18 protein-coding genes are annotated in these 22691 nt (G+C 44.1%); 6 read left to right on the forward strand and 12 right to left on the reverse strand.

The features are described 5' to 3' along the window. Positions 1-83 precede the first annotated feature (83 nt). Positions 84-1532, reverse strand: a complete 1449-nt coding sequence (locus F957_RS09815; RefSeq protein ID WP_016541057.1) for an NAD-dependent succinate-semialdehyde dehydrogenase — start codon at positions 1530-1532, stop codon at positions 84-86. Continuing rightward, positions 1529-2839, reverse strand: coding sequence for a 4-aminobutyrate--2-oxoglutarate transaminase (locus tag F957_RS09810; RefSeq protein ID WP_016541056.1), 1311 nt, complete (start codon positions 2837-2839; stop codon positions 1529-1531). Before F957_RS09810 ends, F957_RS09815 begins: the two co-directional genes overlap by 4 nt. Before the next feature lie 161 nt (positions 2840-3000). On the opposite strand from F957_RS09810, the gene pdxR reads away from it, so the two are divergent. Beyond that, positions 3001-4509, forward strand: a complete 1509-nt coding sequence (pdxR, locus tag F957_RS09805) for a MocR-like pyridoxine biosynthesis transcription factor PdxR (RefSeq protein ID WP_016660366.1) — start codon at positions 3001-3003, stop codon at positions 4507-4509. Positions 4510-4599: 90 nt separating this feature from the next. Here the strand turns inward: pdxR and F957_RS09800 are convergent, their stop codons facing one another. Then, on the reverse strand, positions 4600-5067 hold the full coding sequence (locus F957_RS09800) for an Lrp/AsnC family transcriptional regulator (protein WP_016541054.1): 468 nt from the start codon (positions 5065-5067) through the stop codon (positions 4600-4602). Between the two features lie 120 nt (positions 5068-5187). Here F957_RS09800 and F957_RS09795 point away from each other — a divergent pair, with 120 nt between their 5' ends. After that, positions 5188-6048: an EamA family transporter gene (locus F957_RS09795; protein WP_016541053.1), complete on the forward strand. Its 861-nt coding sequence runs from the start codon at positions 5188-5190 to the stop codon at positions 6046-6048. A 33-nt stretch (positions 6049-6081) separates the two neighbouring features. On the opposite strand, the gene F957_RS09790 is transcribed toward F957_RS09795, so the two are convergent. The 3 genes from F957_RS09790 to aptA form a co-directional block, all read right to left on the reverse strand. Beyond that, positions 6082-7473, reverse strand: a complete 1392-nt coding sequence (locus F957_RS09790) for an amino acid permease (RefSeq protein WP_016541052.1) — start codon at positions 7471-7473, stop codon at positions 6082-6084. A gap of 98 nt (positions 7474-7571) precedes the next feature. Next, complete coding sequence (locus F957_RS09785; RefSeq protein ID WP_016541051.1) at positions 7572-9134, reverse strand: CoA-acylating methylmalonate-semialdehyde dehydrogenase; 1563 nt, start codon at positions 9132-9134, stop codon at positions 7572-7574. Between the two features lie 61 nt (positions 9135-9195). Then, on the reverse strand, positions 9196-10578 hold the full coding sequence (gene aptA, locus F957_RS09780; protein WP_171068290.1) for an omega-aminotransferase AptA: 1383 nt from the start codon (positions 10576-10578) through the stop codon (positions 9196-9198). A 96-nt stretch (positions 10579-10674) separates the two neighbouring features. Between aptA and F957_RS09775 the strand changes: the two genes are divergently transcribed. Next, entirely contained in the window at positions 10675-11595 is a 921-nt protein-coding gene (locus F957_RS09775; protein ID WP_016541049.1) for a LysR family transcriptional regulator, read from the forward strand. A 68-nt stretch (positions 11596-11663) separates the two neighbouring features. Here the strand turns inward: F957_RS09775 and F957_RS09770 are convergent, their stop codons facing one another. The 6 genes from F957_RS09770 to F957_RS09745 all read right to left on the reverse strand — a co-directional run bounded on the left by F957_RS09770 (position 11664) and on the right by F957_RS09745 (position 18930). Further along, complete coding sequence (locus tag F957_RS09770; RefSeq protein WP_016541048.1) at positions 11664-13031, reverse strand: MFS transporter; 1368 nt, start codon at positions 13029-13031, stop codon at positions 11664-11666. A gap of 90 nt (positions 13032-13121) precedes the next feature. Next, the gene (locus F957_RS09765; protein WP_016541047.1) at positions 13122-14408 is read right to left on the reverse strand and encodes a DcaP family trimeric outer membrane transporter; all 1287 of its coding nucleotides are present in this window, start codon (positions 14406-14408) and stop codon (positions 13122-13124) included. Between the two features lie 251 nt (positions 14409-14659). Further along, positions 14660-15400 carry a class I SAM-dependent methyltransferase gene (locus F957_RS09760; RefSeq protein WP_016541046.1) on the reverse strand — a complete coding sequence of 247 codons (741 nt, stop codon included), beginning with the start codon at positions 15398-15400 and terminating at the stop codon, positions 14660-14662. A 24-nt stretch (positions 15401-15424) separates the two neighbouring features. Further along, complete coding sequence (gene bioB / locus F957_RS09755) at positions 15425-16417, reverse strand: biotin synthase BioB (protein ID WP_016541045.1); 993 nt, start codon at positions 16415-16417, stop codon at positions 15425-15427. Between the two features lie 87 nt (positions 16418-16504). Next, positions 16505-18199: an AMP-binding protein gene (locus F957_RS09750; protein WP_016541044.1), complete on the reverse strand. Its 1695-nt coding sequence runs from the start codon at positions 18197-18199 to the stop codon at positions 16505-16507. A 113-nt stretch (positions 18200-18312) separates the two neighbouring features. Then, complete coding sequence (locus F957_RS09745; protein WP_016541043.1) at positions 18313-18930, reverse strand: TetR/AcrR family transcriptional regulator; 618 nt, start codon at positions 18928-18930, stop codon at positions 18313-18315. Positions 18931-19078: 148 nt separating this feature from the next. Between F957_RS09745 and F957_RS09740 the strand changes: the two genes are divergently transcribed. From F957_RS09740 to F957_RS09730, 3 genes are read left to right on the forward strand one after another with little or no spacing between them, the layout of a single operon-like run. Further along, a complete protein-coding gene (locus F957_RS09740; RefSeq protein WP_016541042.1) occupies positions 19079-20251 on the forward strand; it encodes an isovaleryl-CoA dehydrogenase in 1173 nt (390 codons plus the stop codon). 24 nt (positions 20252-20275) lie between these two features. Next, on the forward strand, positions 20276-21877 hold the full coding sequence (locus tag F957_RS09735; RefSeq protein ID WP_016541041.1) for a carboxyl transferase domain-containing protein: 1602 nt from the start codon (positions 20276-20278) through the stop codon (positions 21875-21877). A gap of 9 nt (positions 21878-21886) precedes the next feature. After that, positions 21887-22690, forward strand: coding sequence for an enoyl-CoA hydratase/isomerase family protein (locus F957_RS09730; RefSeq protein WP_016541040.1), 804 nt, complete (start codon positions 21887-21889; stop codon positions 22688-22690). The last annotated feature ends 1 nt before the right edge of the window (position 22691 follow it).

A 22691-nucleotide genomic window follows, 5' to 3' on the forward strand; every position in this document is an offset into this window, starting at 1 on the left:
AAAGCACCTCATCTCTGAAGTGCTTTATGGATAAAAAGGTCTGAAGAAAGGAGTACGCTCGTTCAGACCATCAACCGTTGATGTTAAGAAATATCGACACACATATATTTCAGTTCCAGATATTCCTCAATCCCAAATTGTGAACCTTCACGACCTAAGCCGGACTGTTTAATTCCACCAAAAGGTGCGACTTCATTAGAAATCAGTCCTGTATTTACACCGACCATTCCATATTGCAGTGCTTCGCCTACGCGCCATTGGCGTGCCATGTCTTTGGTAAAAATATAACTCGCCAAGCCAAATTCGGTGTCATTGGCCATCGCAACGGCTTCAGCTTCATCATTGAAACGGAACAACGGTGCTAATGGGCCAAAAGTTTCTTCTTTGGCAACTTTCATCTGCTGAGTGACGTCTCTCAAGATGGTCGGTTCAAAGAAGGTTTTCCCCAATGCATGCAGTTGCCCCCCGACTACAATCGAAGCACCTTGACTCACCGCATCAGCAATATGTGATTGCACTTTCTCAACTGCATCTTGGTCAATCAATGGGCCTTGGGTTACACCTTCTTCACGCCCGTCACCAACACGGAGTTGCTGTTCAACTGCTATTTTTAAGCGCTCACAAATCGCATCATAAATCCCAGCCTGAACATAGATCCGATTGGCACAGACACAGGTTTGTCCGCTGTTACGGAACTTGCTGACCATAATGCCCTGCACTGCGCGCTCAACATCGGCATCATCAAAAATAATCACAGGTGCATTGCCACCCAGCTCTAAAGAAAGCTTTTTGATGGTAGGCGCACATTGTTTCATCAGAATACGACCGACATCGGTTGAACCTGTAAAGCTGAGTTTACGCACCGTATCACTTGCACATAAAGTTTGCCCAACAGCCACCGCATCACCACTGATCAAAATAAATAAATCAGCGGGTAAGCCTGCCTGCTCTGCCAGTACCGCCAAAGCATAGGCAGTTAACGGAGTCTGTTCCGCAGGTTTGACCAACATCGAACACCCCGCAGCCAAAGCAGGTGCAATTTTTCGGGTGATCATCGCGGCTGGGAAATTCCACGGCGTAATCGCTGCGGTCACTCCAATCGCTTGCTTAAGCACAATTAAACGCTGCTGTGATTGAACAGGCGTCAACACGGAACCGTCGACACGACGCGCCTGCTCTGCAAACCAACGAATGAACGAGGCTGCATAAGCAATTTCTCCACGTGCTTCTGTCAGTGATTTTCCTTGTTCTGCGGTTAAGATTTGTGCCAAAGCTTCACGCTGTTGCAAAATCAGCTGATACCACGCCAGTAGAATATCGGCACGTACCAAAGCAGTCTGCTGCTGCCATTGAGCTTGAGCGATGGCTGAACGCGTAATCGCTGCTTCAACGTCGGCTTGGTCAGAGGCTTTGACCCAAGCCAAAGCTTGTCCTGTCGCCGCATCATCCACTACAAAATAATCTTCAGTTGGCGCCGCATCAAAACGAATATCTGGATGCTTTAATAGAGCCTGCAAGTTGAGATCAATCATGCTTCAGCTCCTGCGAGCTTTTGTAATGCAGGTTGTTGCGCTGCAATTGCATCCTGGATAATCACCAGCGCTTGATTGAACTGAACCACAGGAATCGTCAATGGATACAAGAAACGAATCACATTGCCATGCTTGCCACAGGTTAAAAGCAATAAGCCCTGATCCATCGCATATTGCTGAATGGCTTTCGCCACTTCTGGTTTCGGTTGACCCGTGACATGATCACCAAACTCAACCGCCACCATCGAACCCAATGCACGAATATCAATAATATCGTTTGAATATTTTTGTGCCGCTTTTAGCATGGTCACGAGTTCTTCACCCAAGCTATTGGCGCGCTGACACAATTGTTCCTCTTCAATCACATCAATCACGGCATTGGCTGCGGCAATGGCAAGCGGGTTACCTGCATAAGTACCGCCTAAACCACCTGGATTCGGTGCATCCATTACTTCGGCACGACCAACCACACCTGAAAGTGGGAAACCACCGCCTAAGCTCTTCGCCATGGTAATTAAATCGGCTTTAACTGGGTAATGTTGCATAGCAAACAATTGGCCAGTCCGGGCAAAACCGGTTTGCACTTCATCCGCAATTAAAAGAATACCGTGTTCATCACAAATCTTGCGCAGTTGTTGCATAAATTCAACTGGTGCAACGTTGAATCCGCCCTCACCTTGGACAGGCTCGAGCACAATAGCTGCCACATCATGCGCCGCAATATCTTCACTAAAAATTTCTTCTAAGCTAATCAGTGCATCTTCAACGCTGATTCCTTTAGACGCAACTGGATAACGCGCATGGAATACACCTGCTGTCATGACACCAAAGTCACGTTTATAAGGAGCTGTTTTGCCTGTCATGGCCATAGTCATAAACGTACGGCCGTGGAAACCGCCACCAAAAGTGATAATGCCATGACGGCCTGTTGCTGCTCGTGCAATCTTCACAGCATTTTCAACCGCTTCTGCGCCTGTGGTAAAGAATGCTGTTTTCGCAGGACCTTCAATCGGTGCACGGGCATTGATTCGCTCAGCCAAAGACACATAACTTTCATACGGTACAATTTGATACGCCGTATGGGTAAATTTATTCAGTTGTTCAGCCACCGCTGCGATGACTTTTGGATGGCGATGCCCCGTATTTAAAACGGCAATTCCACCGGCAAAATCAATATATTCGTTTCCTTCCGTATCCCACAAAGTCGCATTGCTCGCACGTTCAGCATACCATTGGCACATCACGCCAACACCACGTGGCGTTGCTTGCTGTTTACGAGCATTTATTGCAATATGCTTTGCATCCATTTTGTTACCTCTATACGACAAAACAATCATCTTTTTGGGCATTTAAATTGCTTCATGGCAATGTATTGCTGAAACAAGGCTAAAATGCGCTATGGGTACTTAATGTGTACCTTTTATAAGGAATAGACGAGAGCCACTTTTGGACTAAAGGAGAGAGCCAATTGCGTACCCTGTTAGGAGACTACCTGTTGCAGCATTTACAACAGGCCAGTGAAGGGACTTTACCCGCTCGGGTTTTTCATTGTTTAAGAGCTGCCATTTTGGAAGGCATTCTTGCGCCGAATACTCGTCTTCCTGCATCACGTGATTTGGCCAATGAGCTGCATGTTTCACGGAATACCGTACTCAATGCCTATGAACAATTACGTGCCGAAGGTTATATTCAAGCACATACGGGTCGAGGTACTTGGGTATCCGAAACACTCCCTGAGAGCTATATTCAGGTCAGCACAACACCCACTTATGCTGCTGCAGCCAAAGAGGAGACTACACGGACACTTTCTCATCGTGGCGCAAGTTTGCTTCAGCACGCAGCCGCATCCCCTTATCAGTGGGGTGCCTTTGTACCCGGTGCGCCTGATGTAACTGAGTTTCCACATGCCGAATTTAATCGGATCAAATCACGCTTAAGTCGCCAGCCTGAAATTGCCAATTTGATCTACAGCAATGCGGGAGGATGTGCGGAATTACGTCATGCTTTGGCCGATTATTTACGAATTGCGCGTTCCGTCAATTGTGAAACCGACCAGATTATTATTACAGAAGGCATCCATCAGGCAGTTGATCTGGTGTCACGGGCTTTATGTGATTTAAATGATCATGTCTGGATTGAAAATCCGGGCTATTGGGGTGCCAAGAATATTCTGCGTATTAATGGTTTAAATATTATTCCGATGCCTGTCGATGCCGAAGGCATTATTCCAGAAGAACATCCGTCTACCCCACCTCGCCTGATTTTCGTCACCCCCTCTCATCAATATCCTTTAGGTTCACATCTCAGTTTACCGCGACGGAGAAAATTGCTGGATTTGGCTAAACAGCATGGCAGCTGGATTATTGAAGATGACTATGACAGTGAGTTCCGTTTTTCAGGTCAGCCTTATCCGTCCTTACAAGGTTTGGAAGAAAATCCACCCGTCATTTATATTGGAACCTTTAGTAAAACCATTTACCCCGCCTTGCGCATTGGCTATATGGTGGTTCCAAAACAATTGGTACAGCCCTTACGAACGATTTCGGCTGAACTGTATCGAGGCGGTCACTTACTTACTCAACGCGCCTTAGCCGAATTTATTCGTGAAGGACATTATGCAGCGCATATCCGACGGATGCGCCTACTGTATAGTAAAAGACGTAAATTTCTGATTGAACTGATTCACCGTTATCTGGGCGATGTGTTTGTCCATGAATTTAATCATGATGCGGGGCTGCATCTGGTACTCAAATTACCTGATCACGCCAATGATGTTGAAATATCTGCACTCGCACTTTCGCGCGGGGTCAATGTTCGCCCATTGTCACAATATTATTCAGGGGTCGATACCCCAATTCAATCGGGCCTATTGCTTGGATTTGCCTGTGTTCAGGAACAGGATATGACTTTTGCTTTTAGTATTTTACGTCAATGTCTGATTGAAAATGGTCTTGAGCTGTTCCCCCAGAGCCGTTGATTAGAGCAGAATAACACTTGGTTTAGGGCGTACGTCTTTTCTTGACCCATCGCTAAACCAAGTGAAGCTTATTCATTGATATATTCCAAACTAAAAGCAAAGATCTAAACTGACTTTGACCCGATCTAAAACGATTAAAGTCCGATAGGTTTTGACATCTTGATTATCTGCAAAATGCTTTCTCACCAAAGCTTCAAAATGCGATAAATTATTTGAAATCATAATGATGATAAAAGATACCCCACCATTGACGAAATAACATTGCTGAACTTCATCCACCGATGCAAAGTATTGTTTGGCTCGATCCATCACCACAGAGCGATCTTCAGCAAGACGCACTTCAATAATCGAAGTCACCTTTTCTCCAAATCGCTTTGGATTTAGTACTGCACAATTTTTTTCAATGATTGCTTCCTGTTCCATTCGAACAATACGCCGTTGTATCGATGCTTGAGACAGCCCGATCTGCTCCGAAATCTGCCGATGTGAGCTTTTATTGTCCTGCTGTAACAATCGTAAAATTGCATAATCAAAATGATCAAGTGATAGCTCAGCCATGAATTAATTCCTCATATTTTTCCAATAATAGAGTGAATCACTCCTTCAGCTCAATCAATTAGCACGATTTAATCATCGTTCTAGAATTAAAATCTCATGATCACTCTATGGATCATCGATATGCATGCTTCTGCTCAAAATAAACAAGAACTGGCCTTGGCTGCAGCATGTCTATCACTTGCATCAGTACAAATTGGGGCTGCGATTGCGAAAACCCTATTTCCGATCTTTGGTGCTGAAGGGGTTGCCCTGATTCGTTTAAGTTTTTCAGCGCTGTTGCTTTGGATGATCTTCAAACCTTGGCGTACCTTTCCTCACCAAATGGAATGGAAGAATCTGATCATTTATGGACTGATTCTGAGTCTCATGAATCTTTTGATCTATAAGGCTTTTTCACATCTATCGATTGGCATTGCCATTTCAATTGAAGTCTTGGGCCCACTCACTGTTGCCATTGTCATGTCAAAACAGAAACAGGATTTGCTCTGGGGTATCTTGTCATTTATCGGTCTGATGTTATTACCTTTGGGCAGTGGCAATCAGCATTTTAGTTATATCGGCATGTTTTATGCGCTTGCCGCAGCATTATGTTGGGGCTTATATATCATTTTCGGTACGAAAGTCGCAAAAGGCGGCAGCAATACAGTAGCGATTGGCATGTTGGTGGCAACTCTATTTGCACTACCCTTTGGTATTTCTGATCTGAATCGGCTGTTTCATTCTTATTGGATTTTACTGCTCTGTGTTTTGGTATCGCTACTTTCCAGTACTATTCCGTTCTTGCTGGATATCTTTGCCATGAAAAAACTCGAACCGAAAGTATTTGGAATTTTACTGAGCGCCTCTCCTGCGGTCAGTGCCCTTGCAGGTTGGTTGATCTTAAAAGAACACCTCAATCTATATCAAATCACGGGCATTGCCATCATCATGCTCTCATGCGCGGGCTGCTCCTATTTTTCCTATAAAAGTAATAAGGCCTAAACTTCAACGCATAGGCCTTATGATGTTGTTTGATCAGTCTAGATGTAGTGCGACTGTTCGATTACTTTTCTTCTTTCGGGTCACGATCAGTCCACAGATCACGACAATGAAGGTGACACTTAAAGATAAAGTGGTTTCATAGCTATATTGAGGTGACAGGAACATATAACCCAGCACGCTCATGATCACCACAATCACAAACCAAGTCAGCCACGGAAATAACCACATTTTAAAAGGCACAGCAGCCCCCACTTTGTCTAATTGGGTGCGCAAACGGAGTTGTGATACTGCAATCACCAAGTAAACCACCAATGCAATCGAACCTGTAGTCGAGAGTAGAAATCCAAATACTTGTCCAGGAAATAAGTAATTCACTGCACAACAAATTGATCCAATCAATGTCGATGCAAATACTGCGATGGTTGGCACACCTGCGGCATTAATTTTCGTGACCATTTTTGGTGCTTCTTGACGGGCACCTAAAGCAAATAGCATGCGTGAAGAGGTATAAACAGCCGCATTCATACAACTCGCCACTGCAATAAATACCACAGTGTCCATAATTAACTTGGTTTGAGGAATATTCAGACTGACCAAGACATACTGAAATGTCCCTAATTTTTGTAAATCGGGTGAACGCCAATCCACCAAGGCAACCGCCAGAAAAATTGAAACTACGAAAAATAGAATGATTCGATACAGGACTAAATTGGTCGCGCGTTTGATTTTCTCTTCAGGATTTTTAGACTCTGCCGCAGCAATCGAAAGAATTTCAATACCAAAGAAGGAAAATGCAGAGATTAAAATCGCAGATAGAACACCGCCCATGCCATAAGGCATAAAGCCGCCATTGGAAAAGAGATGACCCACACCGCTGACATCTTTGGCTAAAGGCCACAGTCCAAACACGGCGGATGCACCAATCACAATAAATACGAGAATGGCAATCACTTTAATCAGTGCAAACCAAAACTCAAACTCGCCAAAACTTTTGGTGCTAAAGAAGTTGGCCAAACTGAGTAAGATAATAAATGCGAAAGCGTAAATGGCACTGGATACCTGTGGAAACCAAGCATGTAAAATTTCGGCGCCTGCAATGGCTTCAATTGGAATCACCAACACCCAAAACCACCAATACAGCCAACCCACACTAAACCCTGCCCAAGGACCGATCGCTTTACGCGCATAAGTCGAAAATGAACCTGTGTCAGGCTGTGCAACGGCCATTTCACCGAGCATACGCATGACTAAAAAAACCAGAATACTGGTAATAATATAAGCCAATACCGCAGCGGGACCTGCTTTGGCAATTGCAGCAGATGAACCGACAAATAAACCTGCACCAATAACACCACCAATACTAATCATCGTGACATGGCGGTTAGAAAGTCCTTCACCTAATTTTGTTGTTTTATCACTATTCATATTTTATTCCTTAAAAATACTTATAAAACCGTTGATTACATGTTTCAATTCCTACAAAAATAAAAAGGGAAAACCAACGGTCTTCCCTGCAACAAAAATTAATTTAAAGTTGGCATAGCAAATTGTTTCGCCTCACGAATCTGTGCAGATGGCCAACGTTGCGTGATGGTTTTACGGCGGGTATAAAAACGCACGCCATCTGGCCCATAGGCATACAGATCACCAAACAGTGAACGTTTCCAGCCACCAAAACTGTGATAAGCAACAGGCACGGGTAATGGTACATTCACCCCAACCATGCCCACTTGAATATTATTGCTAAAATAACGCGCCGCCTCACCATCTCGGGTATAAATACAGGTGCCATTGCCATATTCATGATCATTAATCAACTGCATGGCTTCTTGCATGGTTTCGACACGAATCATCTGTAATACAGGCCCAAAAATTTCTTGTTGATAGCTGGTCATCTCTGCTGAAATTTGATCAATCAAGGTCGGCCCGACAAAGAATCCATGTTCATAACCGACGGCTTTGGCGTCACGTCCATCCACCACAATTTTAGCACCTTGTTGCTCGGCACTTTGGATATAAGCTTGTACCTTCTGTTTATGTGCTTGCGAAATGAGCGGTCCGAAGTCATTACTGGCATCGGCATAATGTCCAAACTTCAATTGCTGCATCTCTTGTTTAAGCTTGGCAATCACCACATCGGCCACTTCATCACCAATGGCCACCGCAACGGACAAGGCCATACAACGTTCACCCGATGAACCAAAGGCGGCACCCAGTAAAGAGGTCACCACATTATCAATATCGGCATCGGGCATAATGATGGCATGGTTTTTTGCACCGCCTAAGGCCTGACAGCGTTTTCCTGTCGAGGTCGCTGTTCGATAAATATAATCCGCAATTGGGGTTGAACCGACGAAACTGATGGCTTGGATCTTAGGATGATGTAGTAAGGCATCGACGGCTTCTTTGTCGCCATTGACCACATTAAACACCCCATCGGGCAAACCCGCCTGTTTAAGTAATTCAGCCAAATAGAGTGCGGCTGAAGGCGCCTTCTCAGAGGGTTTTAAAATAAAGCAATTACCACACACAATCGCCATTGGGAACATCCACAACGGCACCATTGCAGGGAAATTAAAAGGGGTAATCCCTGCAACCACACCTAAAGGTTGAAACTCACTCCAAGAATCAATATCTGGGCCAACATTTTTAGAATACTCGCCTTTTAAAAACTCAGGTGCGCCACAGGCATATTCCACATTTTCAATGCCACGTTGTAATTCACCTTTGGCATCATGGCAAATCTTGCCATGCTCCTGCCCAATCAATTCACATAATGTTTCAGCATTCTCTTCAAGCAATTGTTTGAACTTAAACATCACCCGCGCACGTTTGATCACCGGCGTATCCCGCCATGCAGGGAATGCCTGCTCTGCAATCTCCACTACCTGATTGACCAACTGTGTATCCGCCAAGGCTACTTCTTTACTAATCTCACCCGTTGCTGGATTATAAACCGCTTGTTTTCGGTTGGATTTGGTGACCAAACCACCTTGGATAAAATGCCCAATCAAATGAGTGGCTGGTGTTTGAGCTGAATCGGTATCGCTGAACGTATTGGCATTAAAATGTTCTAAATTATTCATTTGTATTCCTTGTCTCTGTGTCTTATTTTCCATTTGCTTTTGGCAAGTCCCCACCCAAGCTTTATTTCACTTGATAAAGGGTTTCACCCACAGCATTGATCAAGCGTGATAATTGCGCTTCGGTGCTGTTGAACATTGGGCCAAACTGAATGGTGTCTCCGCCAAAACGCACATAGAAACCGGCTTTCCACAACTTCATCCCCATTTCAAATCCACGAATGGTGGCATCGCCATCTCGTGGTGCCAGTTGTAACGCACCAATCAAACCGCAATTGCGAATATCAATCACATTCGGCGCACCTTTTAATTCATGTATCAGTTTTTCAAGACTTGGGGCTAAGGCCGCAGATTGAGTGATCAAGTTCTGTTGTTCCAGTACATCTAATGTGGCTAAAGCAGCGGCACAGGCAACGGGATGCCCTGAATAGGTATAACCGTGAGTAAACTCAACCGCATGTTCAGGCAAGTCTTGTTGCATAAAGGCATCATAGATTTCGTGGCTTGCGACAACGCCCCCTAATGGAATGGCACCATTGGTAATTTGTTTGGCAAAGGTCAGAAGATCAGGCGTTACATCGAAATATTCAGCTGCGGTCCATGCACCCATTCGGCCAAAGCCCGTAATTACTTCATCAAAAATCAGCAGGATATTGTGTTGATCACAGATTTCTCTGAGACGTTTTAAATAACCTGTCGGTGGTACAATACAACCTGCCGAACCCGAAACAGGTTCAACGATCACGGCGGCAATATTGGATGCATCATGTAGCTCAATCAGTTTGAGCATTTCATCAGCCAGCTCAACTCCACCCGTTTCGGCACAGCCTTTGCTAAAGCTCAGATGTGCTTGCAAGGTATGCGGTAAATGATCGACATCCATCAATTGACCAAACATTTTACGATTGCCACCAATCCCGCCTAGGCTTGTGCCAGCCACGTTGACACCATGGTAGCCACGTGCCCGCCCAATCAGCTTGGTTTTGCTTGGTTGGCCTTTAATCCGCCAATACGCCCGCGCCATTTTGATCGCAGTATCTGCTGACTCAGAACCCGAATCGGTAAAGAAAACATGCTGGAGTTTTTCAGGCATGTGCTGCACAATTTTTTCAGCCAATTGAAAAGATAATGGATGTCCGAATTGGAAGGCTGGTGAATAATCCAGTTTTGCCAATTGGCGCGTTACCGCTTGCTGGATTTCAGGCAGGCTATGCCCTGCACCGCAGGTCCATAAACCTGAGAGAGAGTCATAAATCTCACGTCCTGTACTATCAATTAAAGATGAGCCTTTGGCCGCCACGATGATGCGTGGATCTTGATGAAAATTACGGTTGGCAGTAAACGGCATCCAATGTGCTTGGTAATTTAAGCGCATTGAAACTTTTGACGGACTGGTTTCCAATGCATCATCACGGTCATTTGTGGTGTCGATATCAAACATAATCACTCTTCTTGTTTTGGGGTTATGGTTGGAGTGTACAGCGCGATATAGTTTTGATAAATTCAAATGATCTTGAGTTTAGATATAAAAAAGCAAAACTAAATGAAACCGAAAAAATTAAATCAAGTGACTGATTTTGATATAAAACTTCTTAAAATTTTTAAAACGGTGTGTGACTGCCACAGCTTTAGCGCTGCGGAAAGTCTACTTGGCATCAGTCGTTCAGCAATTAGTCTGCACATGAGTGATCTGGAAAATCGGCTCGGAATTCGGTTATGCCAACGAGGTCGAGCTGGCTTTGCTCTGACCGATGAAGGCCGAGAAATTCTGGAATATATTGAAGTGTTGAATGCTTCGATTGAAGACTTTCGTGCCAAGATCAATCAAATGCATAATCAACTCAAAGGTGAGTTTAATATTGGGATTATTAATAACTTGGTCACCATGCCCAGTGCCTATATCACCAATACGCTTGCTGTGCTGGCCGAAGAAAATAGCGAAGTGCTGATCAATATCAGTATGAGCACCTTGTCGGATATTGAATGTCGTGTCTTAGATAATCGCTTACATGCAGGTGCCATTCCCCTCGTCACCCCATTGTCTGGCTTAGATTATTTTGATTTATATCGCGAAAAGTCTTTGCTCTACTGCGGTAAAAATCACCCGCTGTTTCAACATTTAGGTGATATTCGCACTGCGGATTTAAAAAACTGGCAAGCAGTATTGCCCAATTATGCAACACCTGCAGAAGCGGCGAAATTGCACCAACTGCTTGATTGTTCGGCCACCGCCAGTGACCGTGAAGGCATCGCCTTTCTGATCTTAACAGGAAAGTTTCTGGGTTTTTTACCCGATCATTATGCGAGAAAATGGGTGGAAGATGGTTTTATGCAGCCTATTTTGCAGGACGTGATGCATTACAGTACCCCGATCTGCCTGATCACCCATAAAGGCAAAAACTACAATATGATTTTGAAAACCTTTATGGAGATCCTAAAAACCCGAATCATGCCGTTGACTTAACTCAGACTAGAATACAAAAGTCGATGCGTTGGGCTCATCGACTTTGTTTTATCAAAAATGATGCACTGCTATGCTTCACCAGTTTCAGCAATATTTGTCGCAGGATTGACCGTACTTTTACTCCCACTGTCTGACTCATGCCGTTTCAGCACCAACACCGCAAAAATCGCAATAATCGCTGGAATAGCAATCATCACAAAGTTCAGCTTATGTGGTAGACCTAAGGTCAGCAGCATTCCTGTTAGAATCGGCCCAACGATGGCACCGATTCGACCAACCGCAGATGCACAGCCAATTCCTGTCGAGCGTACACTCAATGGATAGTATTGTGCTACATAACTATACAGCAGGATTGAAGTCCCAATGGTTGCAGCTCCTGCAATCGTCACCAAACCATATAAAATATAGGCTGGCGAGTTATAGCCCAAACCAACCAGTGCAAATACCCCTGCTACAAACATAGTTAAAATTACGGGTTTTAAATGGAATTTATCTGAGAGGATTCCACCCAAAATTGCTCCGATCATGGCACCCACATTCAGTGCTAACAGGAATAAAATACTTTTGCCCAATGAATAACCTGCTGCCAGCATCAGTTTCGGCAACCAACTACTTAATGCATAGACCATCAGCAAACACATAAAGAATAACAGCCAGAACATCAAAGTACTTAAAGCACGACCCTGTTGAAATAAGGCTTTGGCAGAACTGCCTGTCCCTAAATTATCGTCATTCAAACATAAGCGTGTCTCAGGGCTTAGTGCCTGCTCTGGTGCAATTTTTTGGATAATGGCATGGGCTTGCGCGGTCTTGCCACTTTTTACTAAGAAGGTCAGTGACTCAGGTAAGAACTTCCATAAAATCGGTAATAACAACAATGGAATGCCTGCAATCAAGAACATGATTTGCCAACCTTGGTTTTCCACCAGATAGCTTCCTAATAACGCGGAAATAATCCCGCCAATGGCATAGCCACTAAACATACTCCCCACCAAGGTACTGCGCATCCGCTTTGGGGCATATTCAGAGGTTAACGCCACCAGATTTGGCATCACACCACCAATCCCCAAACCTGCTAAAAAGCGTAACACCCCAAATTCAAACGGAGTCGATGCAAAAGCTCCCCAGAAAGTAAAACCACTGAAAAAGGTCACACAAATCAAGATAACATTTTTGCGACCAATTTTATCTGCCAAAGCCCCAAATAACATGGCACCAAACATCATGCCACATAAGGCGGTGCTGGCCAGCATACCCGCCTGTACTGCTGTGAGTGACCACTCTTGCATCAATACAGGCAAAACCACGCCGTAAATAACCAGATCATAACCGTCAAAAATAATAATCAGTAAGCACCAAAGCAAAATGCTCCAGTGAAAAGGGGTAAATTTTGCTTGGTCAATAATTGCATTGACATTCAACGTCGATGTTGCCATTTAATCATCTCCTCTATGAGATAAATTCTTGTTCATTTTTAAAACGACATACTGCACCCTAAAGAAAAAACTGATGATTCAAGCTCTTGATTAAAAATCGTAACTCGCCATCATATTGAAGCGGTTATCAATCCCTTTCCGCCCCTCAAAAGTTTCACGCTCGCCATAGACATACTCCACCCCTAAAGTAATTGGTTTATAGGGGTTGTACATGGCATTGATCCAGCCCTGCCAAAGTTCTTTGTTTTGAGTCAGGTTGGTTTTCTGGATTTGGGCAAAGGTGTTGTCATCCTTGGCTTTCATATAGCCGTATCCCAAGGTAGAACGAAGCTGTGAATTAAATTGATGAGTTAAACCTGCTGAAATAGTATCGAATTCATTGCTCTGAATATGATTTTTGTCATCAATCACATAGCTGTTATTGGTCCAAAGCAGGAAACGGCCATCACCTTTGACATGGTAATAATCGGCTTTTAAGAAGGTTTGTGGCGTTAACTGGTATTTGCCCCCGAGCCCCACACCCCATGCCCATTCCTCATCATTACTGGTTTTTTTCTCAGCCATAAAAGTTCGGCCAGACAACAAGGAACCATTCTCAAATTTATGATTCAATCGCCCCACCAAAGCAGGCAAACGCATTTCATTATCAGGGTCAGAAGTTGCCGTGTATTTGGGATCTTCAATCGCAACAGCAAAACTGGTATTGGCTGATAAGTTATCGCTATAGCGTACCAAAGGTGAGCGTTGTAATGCCCCACCGACATAGGTTCCTGCATCAATGGTTTCTGGATAATATTCAGGTGCAATAAAGGTGGACCAAGTCTGACCAATCAACCATTTATCAAAGGTTAAATAGGCATGGCGAATACGAAATTGATCACGTGTGCTGCCACCAAAGAAATCCATTTCCAGCTTGCCACCAACATCGCCAGCGGCTGTCGGTGTTTTAAAATTCAAACCTAAACGGGTGACGTTGACGGTCGAATGCAAACGATCTTTTTGTTGAGCTTCCTCGGCAGTATGTTCTAGTGGTACGCCACTGATATTGTTATACATGGTGGATGCACCTTTGGCCTGATAAGAAGCATCGGCACGGAGATAACCATATAAATTGACTTCAGCCCCACCTTTGCTGATATTCAGTTTTGGTACCTGTGTTTCAGTCGCCTGTGGTGCAGCTGCAACCGCGACTTGAGGCGTCGACTGGGTCGGAACAGGCTGTTTTACATACTGTTGCAGCATGGCGCGCAACTCTTGAACTTCTTGTCTGAGTTGTGCAATTTCGGCACTCTCAGTTCCCGAATAAGCAGAGTTCATGGCCGTTAAAACACCCACTGCTAACATGCTTTTTTGTACCGTTAAAATAAACTTTTTCATTAAAATCAATTTCCTTTTCGACTGATCTTAAATACCCTTTTAAGATCATTCTTTGTTTGTGTTTTATCCTTTGTCGTACAGATGTACCACACCACATTTTTTATTTTTAAAACTTCAAACCATTGATTTATTTAATTTTCACCTCCTATTTAAATAAATAGCCACTTTTTTAAAAGACAGCAGAACCGAGCAGTGGCAATTGCAGCCACTGTTAAAAACTTCCGTTAAAAGCTAAAAATTAAGTTGCTGTTTTAATGTTGAATTGCTTGTTGAGTGAAAACAGCTTTGCCAGAATGTTCCAAGGTCAAGATATCCTCCTGTTTTTTCTGGGCAATCAGTCCCTGATACGTTAAAACTTGGCTAAAGCAATGCACCTGTTCAAAACCTGTCCGCTGAAGCAGTTGCTGATAATCCTCATAAGAAACAGTAAAAAAGTCTTGTTCCAAACGTTCCATCATTGCCTCACTCTGCTCAATACTCAGACCATTACTCTGACATAACAAAGGCAAGGCTTTAAATTGTTGAGGATTGTCACAAGCCATCAGGTCGTAGGTCATGAGCAATCCATCCGCTTTTAAGCGCTGTGATATTTCAGCAAAAAAATCTGATTTCAGCGCATGCGGTACAAAATGCGCAACTAGAATAGACAGTGCTGCATCAAATTTTGGCTGTGTAGGCAATGCTGCTGTTTCGCCATGAATGAATTGCACACGCTCTGACTGTCCAAGCTGCTGAATCAGTGCTTGGGCTTTCTGCAACATAGTTAAAGAAGGATCAACTGCCGTAAATCTCCAAGTTGGATGCCTATTCAGTAAATATTCAAGCTCATAGCCTGTGCCACAACCGACAATTAAAATCTCTGCGTCTGCACTTAAAGCGGACTGTAAAATCGCATCGACTTGTTGATGCATCAGCGCATAACCTGGAATCAGACGACGGATATGATCATCATAGCGTTCCACCACTTTCTGACTGTTAAAATCTTTTGCCATTTGATCCTCTACTTTTAAAAAGCTTTAAATGGTTAGCATCGCATCAACTGATAACTGCTTTATAGAAGGTTTGCTTGCTTCTATTTTTAAGCCTAGTTTTTGAAATAAAGCTTGGTCACGACTTTCACCGGCATTGGCAGTGGTTAACAGTTTTTCACCGGAGAAGATAGAATTAGCACCGGCCATAAATGCCAAGGCTTGATCGGAATCGGTTAATGCTTCGCGCCCAGCCGAAAGTCGAATGTAACTTTGTGGCATAAGCAATCGTGCTACAGCAACCGTCCGAATCCATTCAGTTACATCCAGTTTTTCTACTTGAGCCAATGGTGTCCCTTCGATCGGGACCAGCATATTAATCGGTACAGACTCTGGATGTAGCGGCAAAGTCGCTAACTCATGTAAAAGACCAATCCGATCTTCTCGACTTTCACCTAAACCGACAATACCACCGCTACAGACTTTCAACCCTGCCTGAAGAACATGGTCTAGTGTATCCAGCCGATCATCAAAAGTTCTAGTGCTGATAATGTGGGAATAATATTCCCGCGAAGTATCCAGATTATGGTTGTAATAATCCAGACCAGCCTCTTTTAAACGCTCCGCCTGAGAAGCATTCAGCATGCCCAAGGTCATACAGGTTTCCAGTCCTAAAGCTTTGACCTCACGTACCATGTCCAATACATAAGGCATATCGCGCTCATGCGGATTGCGCCATGCGGCACCCATACAAAAACGAGATGCGCCTGAAGCCTTGGATTTTTGTGCCTCTTGAATGACTTTCTCCACTGCAACGCGTTTTTCTGCTTCCAGTTTTGAATCATAACGCGCTGATTGCGAACAATACTTGCAATCTTCGGGGCATTTGCCTGTTTTAATTGAGAGCAAAGTACTGACCTGAATCGTATTCGCAGCAAAATATTGTCGGTGTAACTGTTGCGCCTGAAACAGCAAATCTAAAAAAGGCTGCTCATACACAGCCTGTATTTCCGCACGTGACCAATCATTTCTAATCTTCATTTCTTGATCCTGACATCCTATGTTTAGATAACAACCACGACATCAAAGCTCCTCCTCAATCTCAATGTACAAAGGAGGAATACGTTTTTAATCAAAAATTTCAGCAGTCAAATTTAGCTCTGCCCGCATGATTTCCTGCAATTTAAATTTCTGTGCTTTGCCTGATGCGGTCATCGGGAACTCAGCAAAAAATTTAACGTAACGTGGCACTTTATTATGTGAAATATGCTCTTTGCAGAAACTGCGGATACTGTCTTCATTGCTTTGATGATGCTCGTGTAAAATGATGCAGGCACAGAGCTCCTCCCCATAACGCATATCGGGCAAACCAATCACTTGCACATCGCAGACATCGGGATGGGTATATAAAAAGTCTTCGATTTCTTTTGGAAATAGATTTTCTCCGCCGCGAATGACCACATCTTTAATTCGGCCTTTGATTTTGACAAAGCCTTCAGCGTCCATTTCAGCAATATCACCCGTGTGCATCCAGCCTGCTGCGTCGATGACTTCTTTGGTTTTTTCAGGCTCATCCCAATACCCCGCCATGACCGAATAACCACGGACACAAAGTTCACCGAGTGTCCCTAGCGGAACGATTTCACCCTCTAAATCAACAATTTTAACTTCCAAATGTGGATGAACATGCCCCACCGTGCTGACTCGTTTATCAATTGAATCATCAATATAACTTTGCACACTAACTGGAGAGGTTTCTGTCATGCCATAACAGATGGTAATTTCTGACATATGCATGCGGTCAATCACACGCTGCATGATTTCTCTCGGACATGGACTGCCTGCCATGATACCGGTACGCAAACTGCTCAAATCAAATTCGGCAAATTGCTCATGTTCCAAAATGGCAATAAACATGGTCGGCACACCATAAGCCGCCGTACATTTTTCCTGCTCAATGGTTTTTAAGCTTTCCAACGGATTAAACACGGACGCAGGATAAACCATGGTAGCACCATGGGTAATACAGGCCAGATTGCCCATTACCATACCGAAACAATGGAATAAAGGCACTGAGATACAGACGCGATCTTGGGGCGTTAAGCCAATCCCTTCACCTACAAAATAACCATTATTCAAAATATTATGGTGGGTCAACATGGTTCCTTTCGGATTGCCTGTTGTGCCTGAGGTAAATTGGATATTGATGGTTTCATCAAACTGCAACTGTTTGGCTAAGCGCTGTAACTCATCGAGCTGAGATTGATTCGGCGTTTCAAGCAAATCACGAAAACGATGGATGCCGGTATACTGCTGCTCATCAATTTTGATCACATATTTTAAATGTGGTAAACGAGCTGAATGAAGCACTTTATCGGAGCTAGATGTCAGCTCAGGTGCAATCTTAGTGAGTAATTCTTGATAATCTGTAGTCTTGAACTGTGAGGCAATAATCAAGCCTTTGCAGGAGACTTTATTGAGTACATATTCCAGTTCATGACTTTTATAGGCGGTATTCAGATTCACCAAAATAATGCCAGCTTTAAACGCGGCAAATTGGGTCACGGTCCATTCCACACAATTCGGCGACCAGATCGCCAAGCGATCCCCTTTTTTCAAACCCAGCTTGAGCAGACTACAGGCAAATGCATTCACTTCATGCTGTAGTTCTTTGTAGCTTAAGCGTCGGTTCTGATGTGAACTGACAATCGCCTCTTGCTCAGCATATTGCTGGCAGACTTGATCAAATTTATCTCCAATCGTCATCCCCAACAGGGGCTGCGAGCTGGTTCCAGAGGCATAGCTTAACCGTACATGTTGCATTGAATCATTCTCCTTGATTCTTTTTTAATTCTGTTCTTACCTGATCTAATTGTTGTGACTGCAACTACTCTTCAAACTGCCTATTGATGTGATGTTAAACCGTTCTGTCTGCCCTACTTTTTCTGTACTGCATCCACACAAAAGTCAGCAATCTGTTTAGAAAAATAGTCTTTGTGCGTCTGATCAAACTTGGTATTTTGAGCAGGGTCTAGAGGTTCAACCACCACATAGGTCATCGCTCCGACCACACACATGGCGGTTGTGTTTAAGTCATCCAAAACAAACTCGCCACTTGCATTTCCATCTGCAAGGATTTTTTTAATACTTTGTTTCATCAGCTGCTTTACCCGAAAACGCTCATGTTCCACACTTGAATCCACAGGTTCAAACATCAGTGAATAGGCCAACTGCGGGCTGTTGAGTGCCCGTTTGACAAAGGTTGCAACTGCTTTATGCAACTTCTGTTGCGCGGTCAGATCACTTTCTGTAATGGCATCAATCACCAACAACTCGGTGTTGATGGCTTCTGACAAGACTTCAATCAGTACCTGACTTTTATTGTCAAAGTAGCGATAAACCAAACCACTTGAGACTCCTGCTTGCTCAGCAATGGTTTGTATCTGTGCGTCTTTGAATCCTCCTTCTGAAATTAATTTTCTGGCTGAACTCAAAATCGATTTGCGATTTTGTTCCATCCGCTCCTGCATTAAAGTTGATCGTTTATAGCTCATAAATTTTATTCTCTAACAAATAAAGTGAATTGTAAATCATTTTATGAATCTCTATTCACTTTTTTAAAAATTCATTGTAAGGTAGTTCCTAAGCACACACAACAACGCTTAATGGAACAACAAATATAATCACTGGGATGACAACATAATGAACCTACGTAGCTTGAACTTTGGACTAGATGAAACACTGATTGCCTTACAAGATTCGGTTGCTGCATTTTGTGCCAAGGAAATTGCACCAATTGCCCAACAAGTCGACCAAGACAATGTCTTCCCTGCCCATCTTTGGAAGAAATTTGGCGATATGGGATTGATGGGCTTAACCGTTTCTGAAGAATATGGCGGCACCAATCTAGGCTATCTAGCACATATCATCGTGTTGCAAGAAATTTCGCGCGCATCTGCCTCTATTGGTCTTTCTTACGGCGCACATTCTAACTTGTGTATTAACCAGATTAACCGCAATGGTAGCGAGCAACAAAAGCAAAAGTATTTACCCAAGCTGATTTCAGGTGACTTTGTTGGTGCTTTAGCCATGTCTGAACCGAATGCAGGTTCGGATGTGGTCAGTATGAAACTGCGTGCTGAACAAAAAGGCGATCACTTTGTTCTCAATGGTTCAAAAATGTGGATCACCAATGGCGGTGATGCGGATGTATTGGTGGTGTATGCCAAAACGGATCCGCATGCAGGTGCCAAAGGCATGACTGCCTTCCTGATCGAAAAAAACATGCCTGGCTTTAGCCATGGTAAGCACCTAGATAAGCTGGGTATGCGCGGTTCTAATACCTATCCACTATTTTTTGACAATGTTGAAGTCCCTGCTGAAAACGTACTCGGTGGTGTTGGCAACGGGGCCAAAGTACTGATGAGTGGTCTGGACTATGAACGTGCGGTTTTAAGTGCTGGCCCGTTAGGCATTATGGACGCCTGTTTGGATGTAGTGATTCCCTACCTACATGAACGTGAACAATTTGGTCAGGCCTTGGGTGAATTTCAATTGATGCAAGGCAAACTGGCCGATATGTATTCCACTTGGCTGGCTTGTAAAGCCTTGGTTTATGCGGTTGGTGCAGCCTGTGACAAAGCCGACCATGACCGTAGCTTACGTAAAGATGCTGCCAGTGCAATCCTATATGCAGCAGAAAAAGCCACATGGATGGCAGGTGAAACCATTCAAACCCTCGGTGGGAATGGTTATATCAATGAATTCTCAGCAGGTCGCTTATGGCGTGATGCCAAACTTTATGAAATTGGTGCAGGAACTTCAGAAATTCGCCGCATGCTGATTGGCCGCGAACTGTTTAATGAAACCAAATAATAACCATAAATCAGGATACAGCTTATGAACCAATTACACAGCAAAATTAATGTTCGAAGTGAAGACTTCAAAACCAATCAACATGCCATGCAAACATTGGTCAGCGATCTGAAACAAGTGGCACAAAAAGTCGCACTTGGTGGTGGCGAAAATGCCCGTCAAAAACATTTGGCCAGAGGCAAACTTTTACCACGTGACCGTATTGACCAACTGATTGATGTCGGCACGGCTTTTTTAGAAATTGGTCAGTTGGCTGCTTATAAGGTGTATGAAGATGACATTCCTGCTGCGGGTGTGATTGCAGGTATTGGCCAGATCAATGGTGTGACCTGCATGATCGTTGCCAACGATGCAACCGTCAAAGGTGGTACCTATTATCCATTGACAGTAAAAAAGCATTTACGTGCACAGGAAATTGCCGAACAGAACCACTTGCCGTGTATTTATCTGGTGGATTCAGGGGGGGCTTTTTTACCGATGCAAGATGAGGTATTCCCTGATCGAGATCATTTCGGACGTATTTTCTATAATCAAGCACGTATGTCGAGCCAAGGTATCGCCCAAATTGCGGTAGTGATGGGCAGTTGTACCGCTGGTGGTGCTTATGTGCCAGCCATGTCGGATGAAACCATTATTGTGCGTAATCAGGGTACGATTTTCCTCGGTGGGCCCCCTTTGGTGAAAGCCGCGACAGGTGAAGTGGTCAGCAGTGAAGATTTGGGTGGTGGTGATGTACATACCCGCCTGTCAGGGGTTGCCGATCATTTGGCGGAAAATGATGAACACGCGCTTGCGATTGCCCGTAACATCGTCGCCAATCTAAATAAAAAGCCCAATGAATTAAACAAACAGATAGATGAACCCCTGTTTGATGCCAACGAACTCTATGGTGTTGTACCCAGTGATGCACGTAAACCTTTTGATGTCCGTGAAGTGATTGCGCGCATCGTTGATGGTTCACGTTTTGATGAATTTAAAGCTCGCTTTGGTTCCACTTTAATTACAGGTTTTGCCTCTTTGTACGGTATGCCAGTTGGCATCATTGCCAATAACGGTATTCTCTTTTCCGAGTCTGCGCAAAAAGGCGCACACTTTATCGAGCTGTGTACTCAACGTAATATCCCATTGTTATTTATCCAAAACATCACTGGCTTTATGGTCGGTCGCCAATATGAAAATGAAGGCATTGCCAAAAATGGTGCCAAGTTGGTGATGGCCGTTGCCACAGCCAATGTACCAAAGTTGACCCTGATTATTGGAGGTTCGTTTGGTGCAGGTAACTATGGTATGTGTGGACGTGCCTATTCTCCACGCTTTTTATGGACATGGCCAAACTCGCGTATTTCTGTGATGGGTGGTGAACAGGCTGCCAGTGTACTCTCAACCTTGAAACGTGATCAGATTGAGCAAAAAGGTGCACAGTGGTCAGCACAGGAAGAAGATGAGTTTAAACAACCGATTCGTGAACAATATGAACACCAAGGCCATCCGTATTATGCCTCTTCCCGTCTTTGGGATGACGGCGTGATTGATCCTGCTCAAACCCGTCATGTACTGGGTCTAAGCCTTGCTGCCGCATTAAATGCACCAATTCAGCCAACCAAATTTGGCGTGTTCCGCATGTAAGAGGTGTCTATGAGCTATCAATTTTTACAACTGGAACAACACGGTCAAGTGGCCTATGTTTGGCTGAACCGCCCTGAATTGCACAATGCTTTTAATACTACGGTGATTGAAGAATTACATGACTGCTTTAACAGTCTCAACACCCGAGATGATGTGCGTGTGGTGGTCTTGGCAGGACGGGGTAAAAGCTTTTCAGCAGGTGCTGACTTAAACTGGATGAAACAGGCAGGTCAAGCTTCGTCAGCAGAAAATGAAGCCGATGCTTTAAAACTTGCACAAATGCTGAATGCACTCGCGACCTTAAAGCAACCGACACTTGCGCGTGTGCATGGCATTGCCTTTGGTGGTGGCATGGGGTTAGCCTCGGCTTGTGATATTTGTATTGCCAGCACTGACGCCAAATTTGCCACCTCAGAAGTTCGACTTGGCCTTGCGCCCTCTACCATTAGTCCCTATGTAATTCGTGCGATTGGAGCACGACAGGCTTCGCGTTATTTCTTAACTGCGGAACGCATTTCAGCACGGGAAGCTAAACAGATTGGCTTGGCTCATGAAGTCGCTGATGCAGAAGACTTAGACCAGAAAGTTCAAGAAATTATTGATGCACTGTTACTCGGTGGCCCGCAGGCTCAGTCTGCATCAAAACAACTGATTCAAATGGTGAGCAACCAGACCATGAACAATGACTTGCTGCAAAAGACTGCACAACATATTGCTCAAGTTCGTCAAGGCAGCGAAGCCAAAGAAGGTTTGAATGCCTTTTTAAATAAACAACAGCCTGCATGGGTTTCACACTCGAATAACAACAATTAAG

The sequence above is a fragment of the Acinetobacter gyllenbergii CIP 110306 = MTCC 11365 genome (assembly GCF_000413855.1).
Classification (GTDB): domain Bacteria; phylum Pseudomonadota; class Gammaproteobacteria; order Pseudomonadales; family Moraxellaceae; genus Acinetobacter; species Acinetobacter gyllenbergii.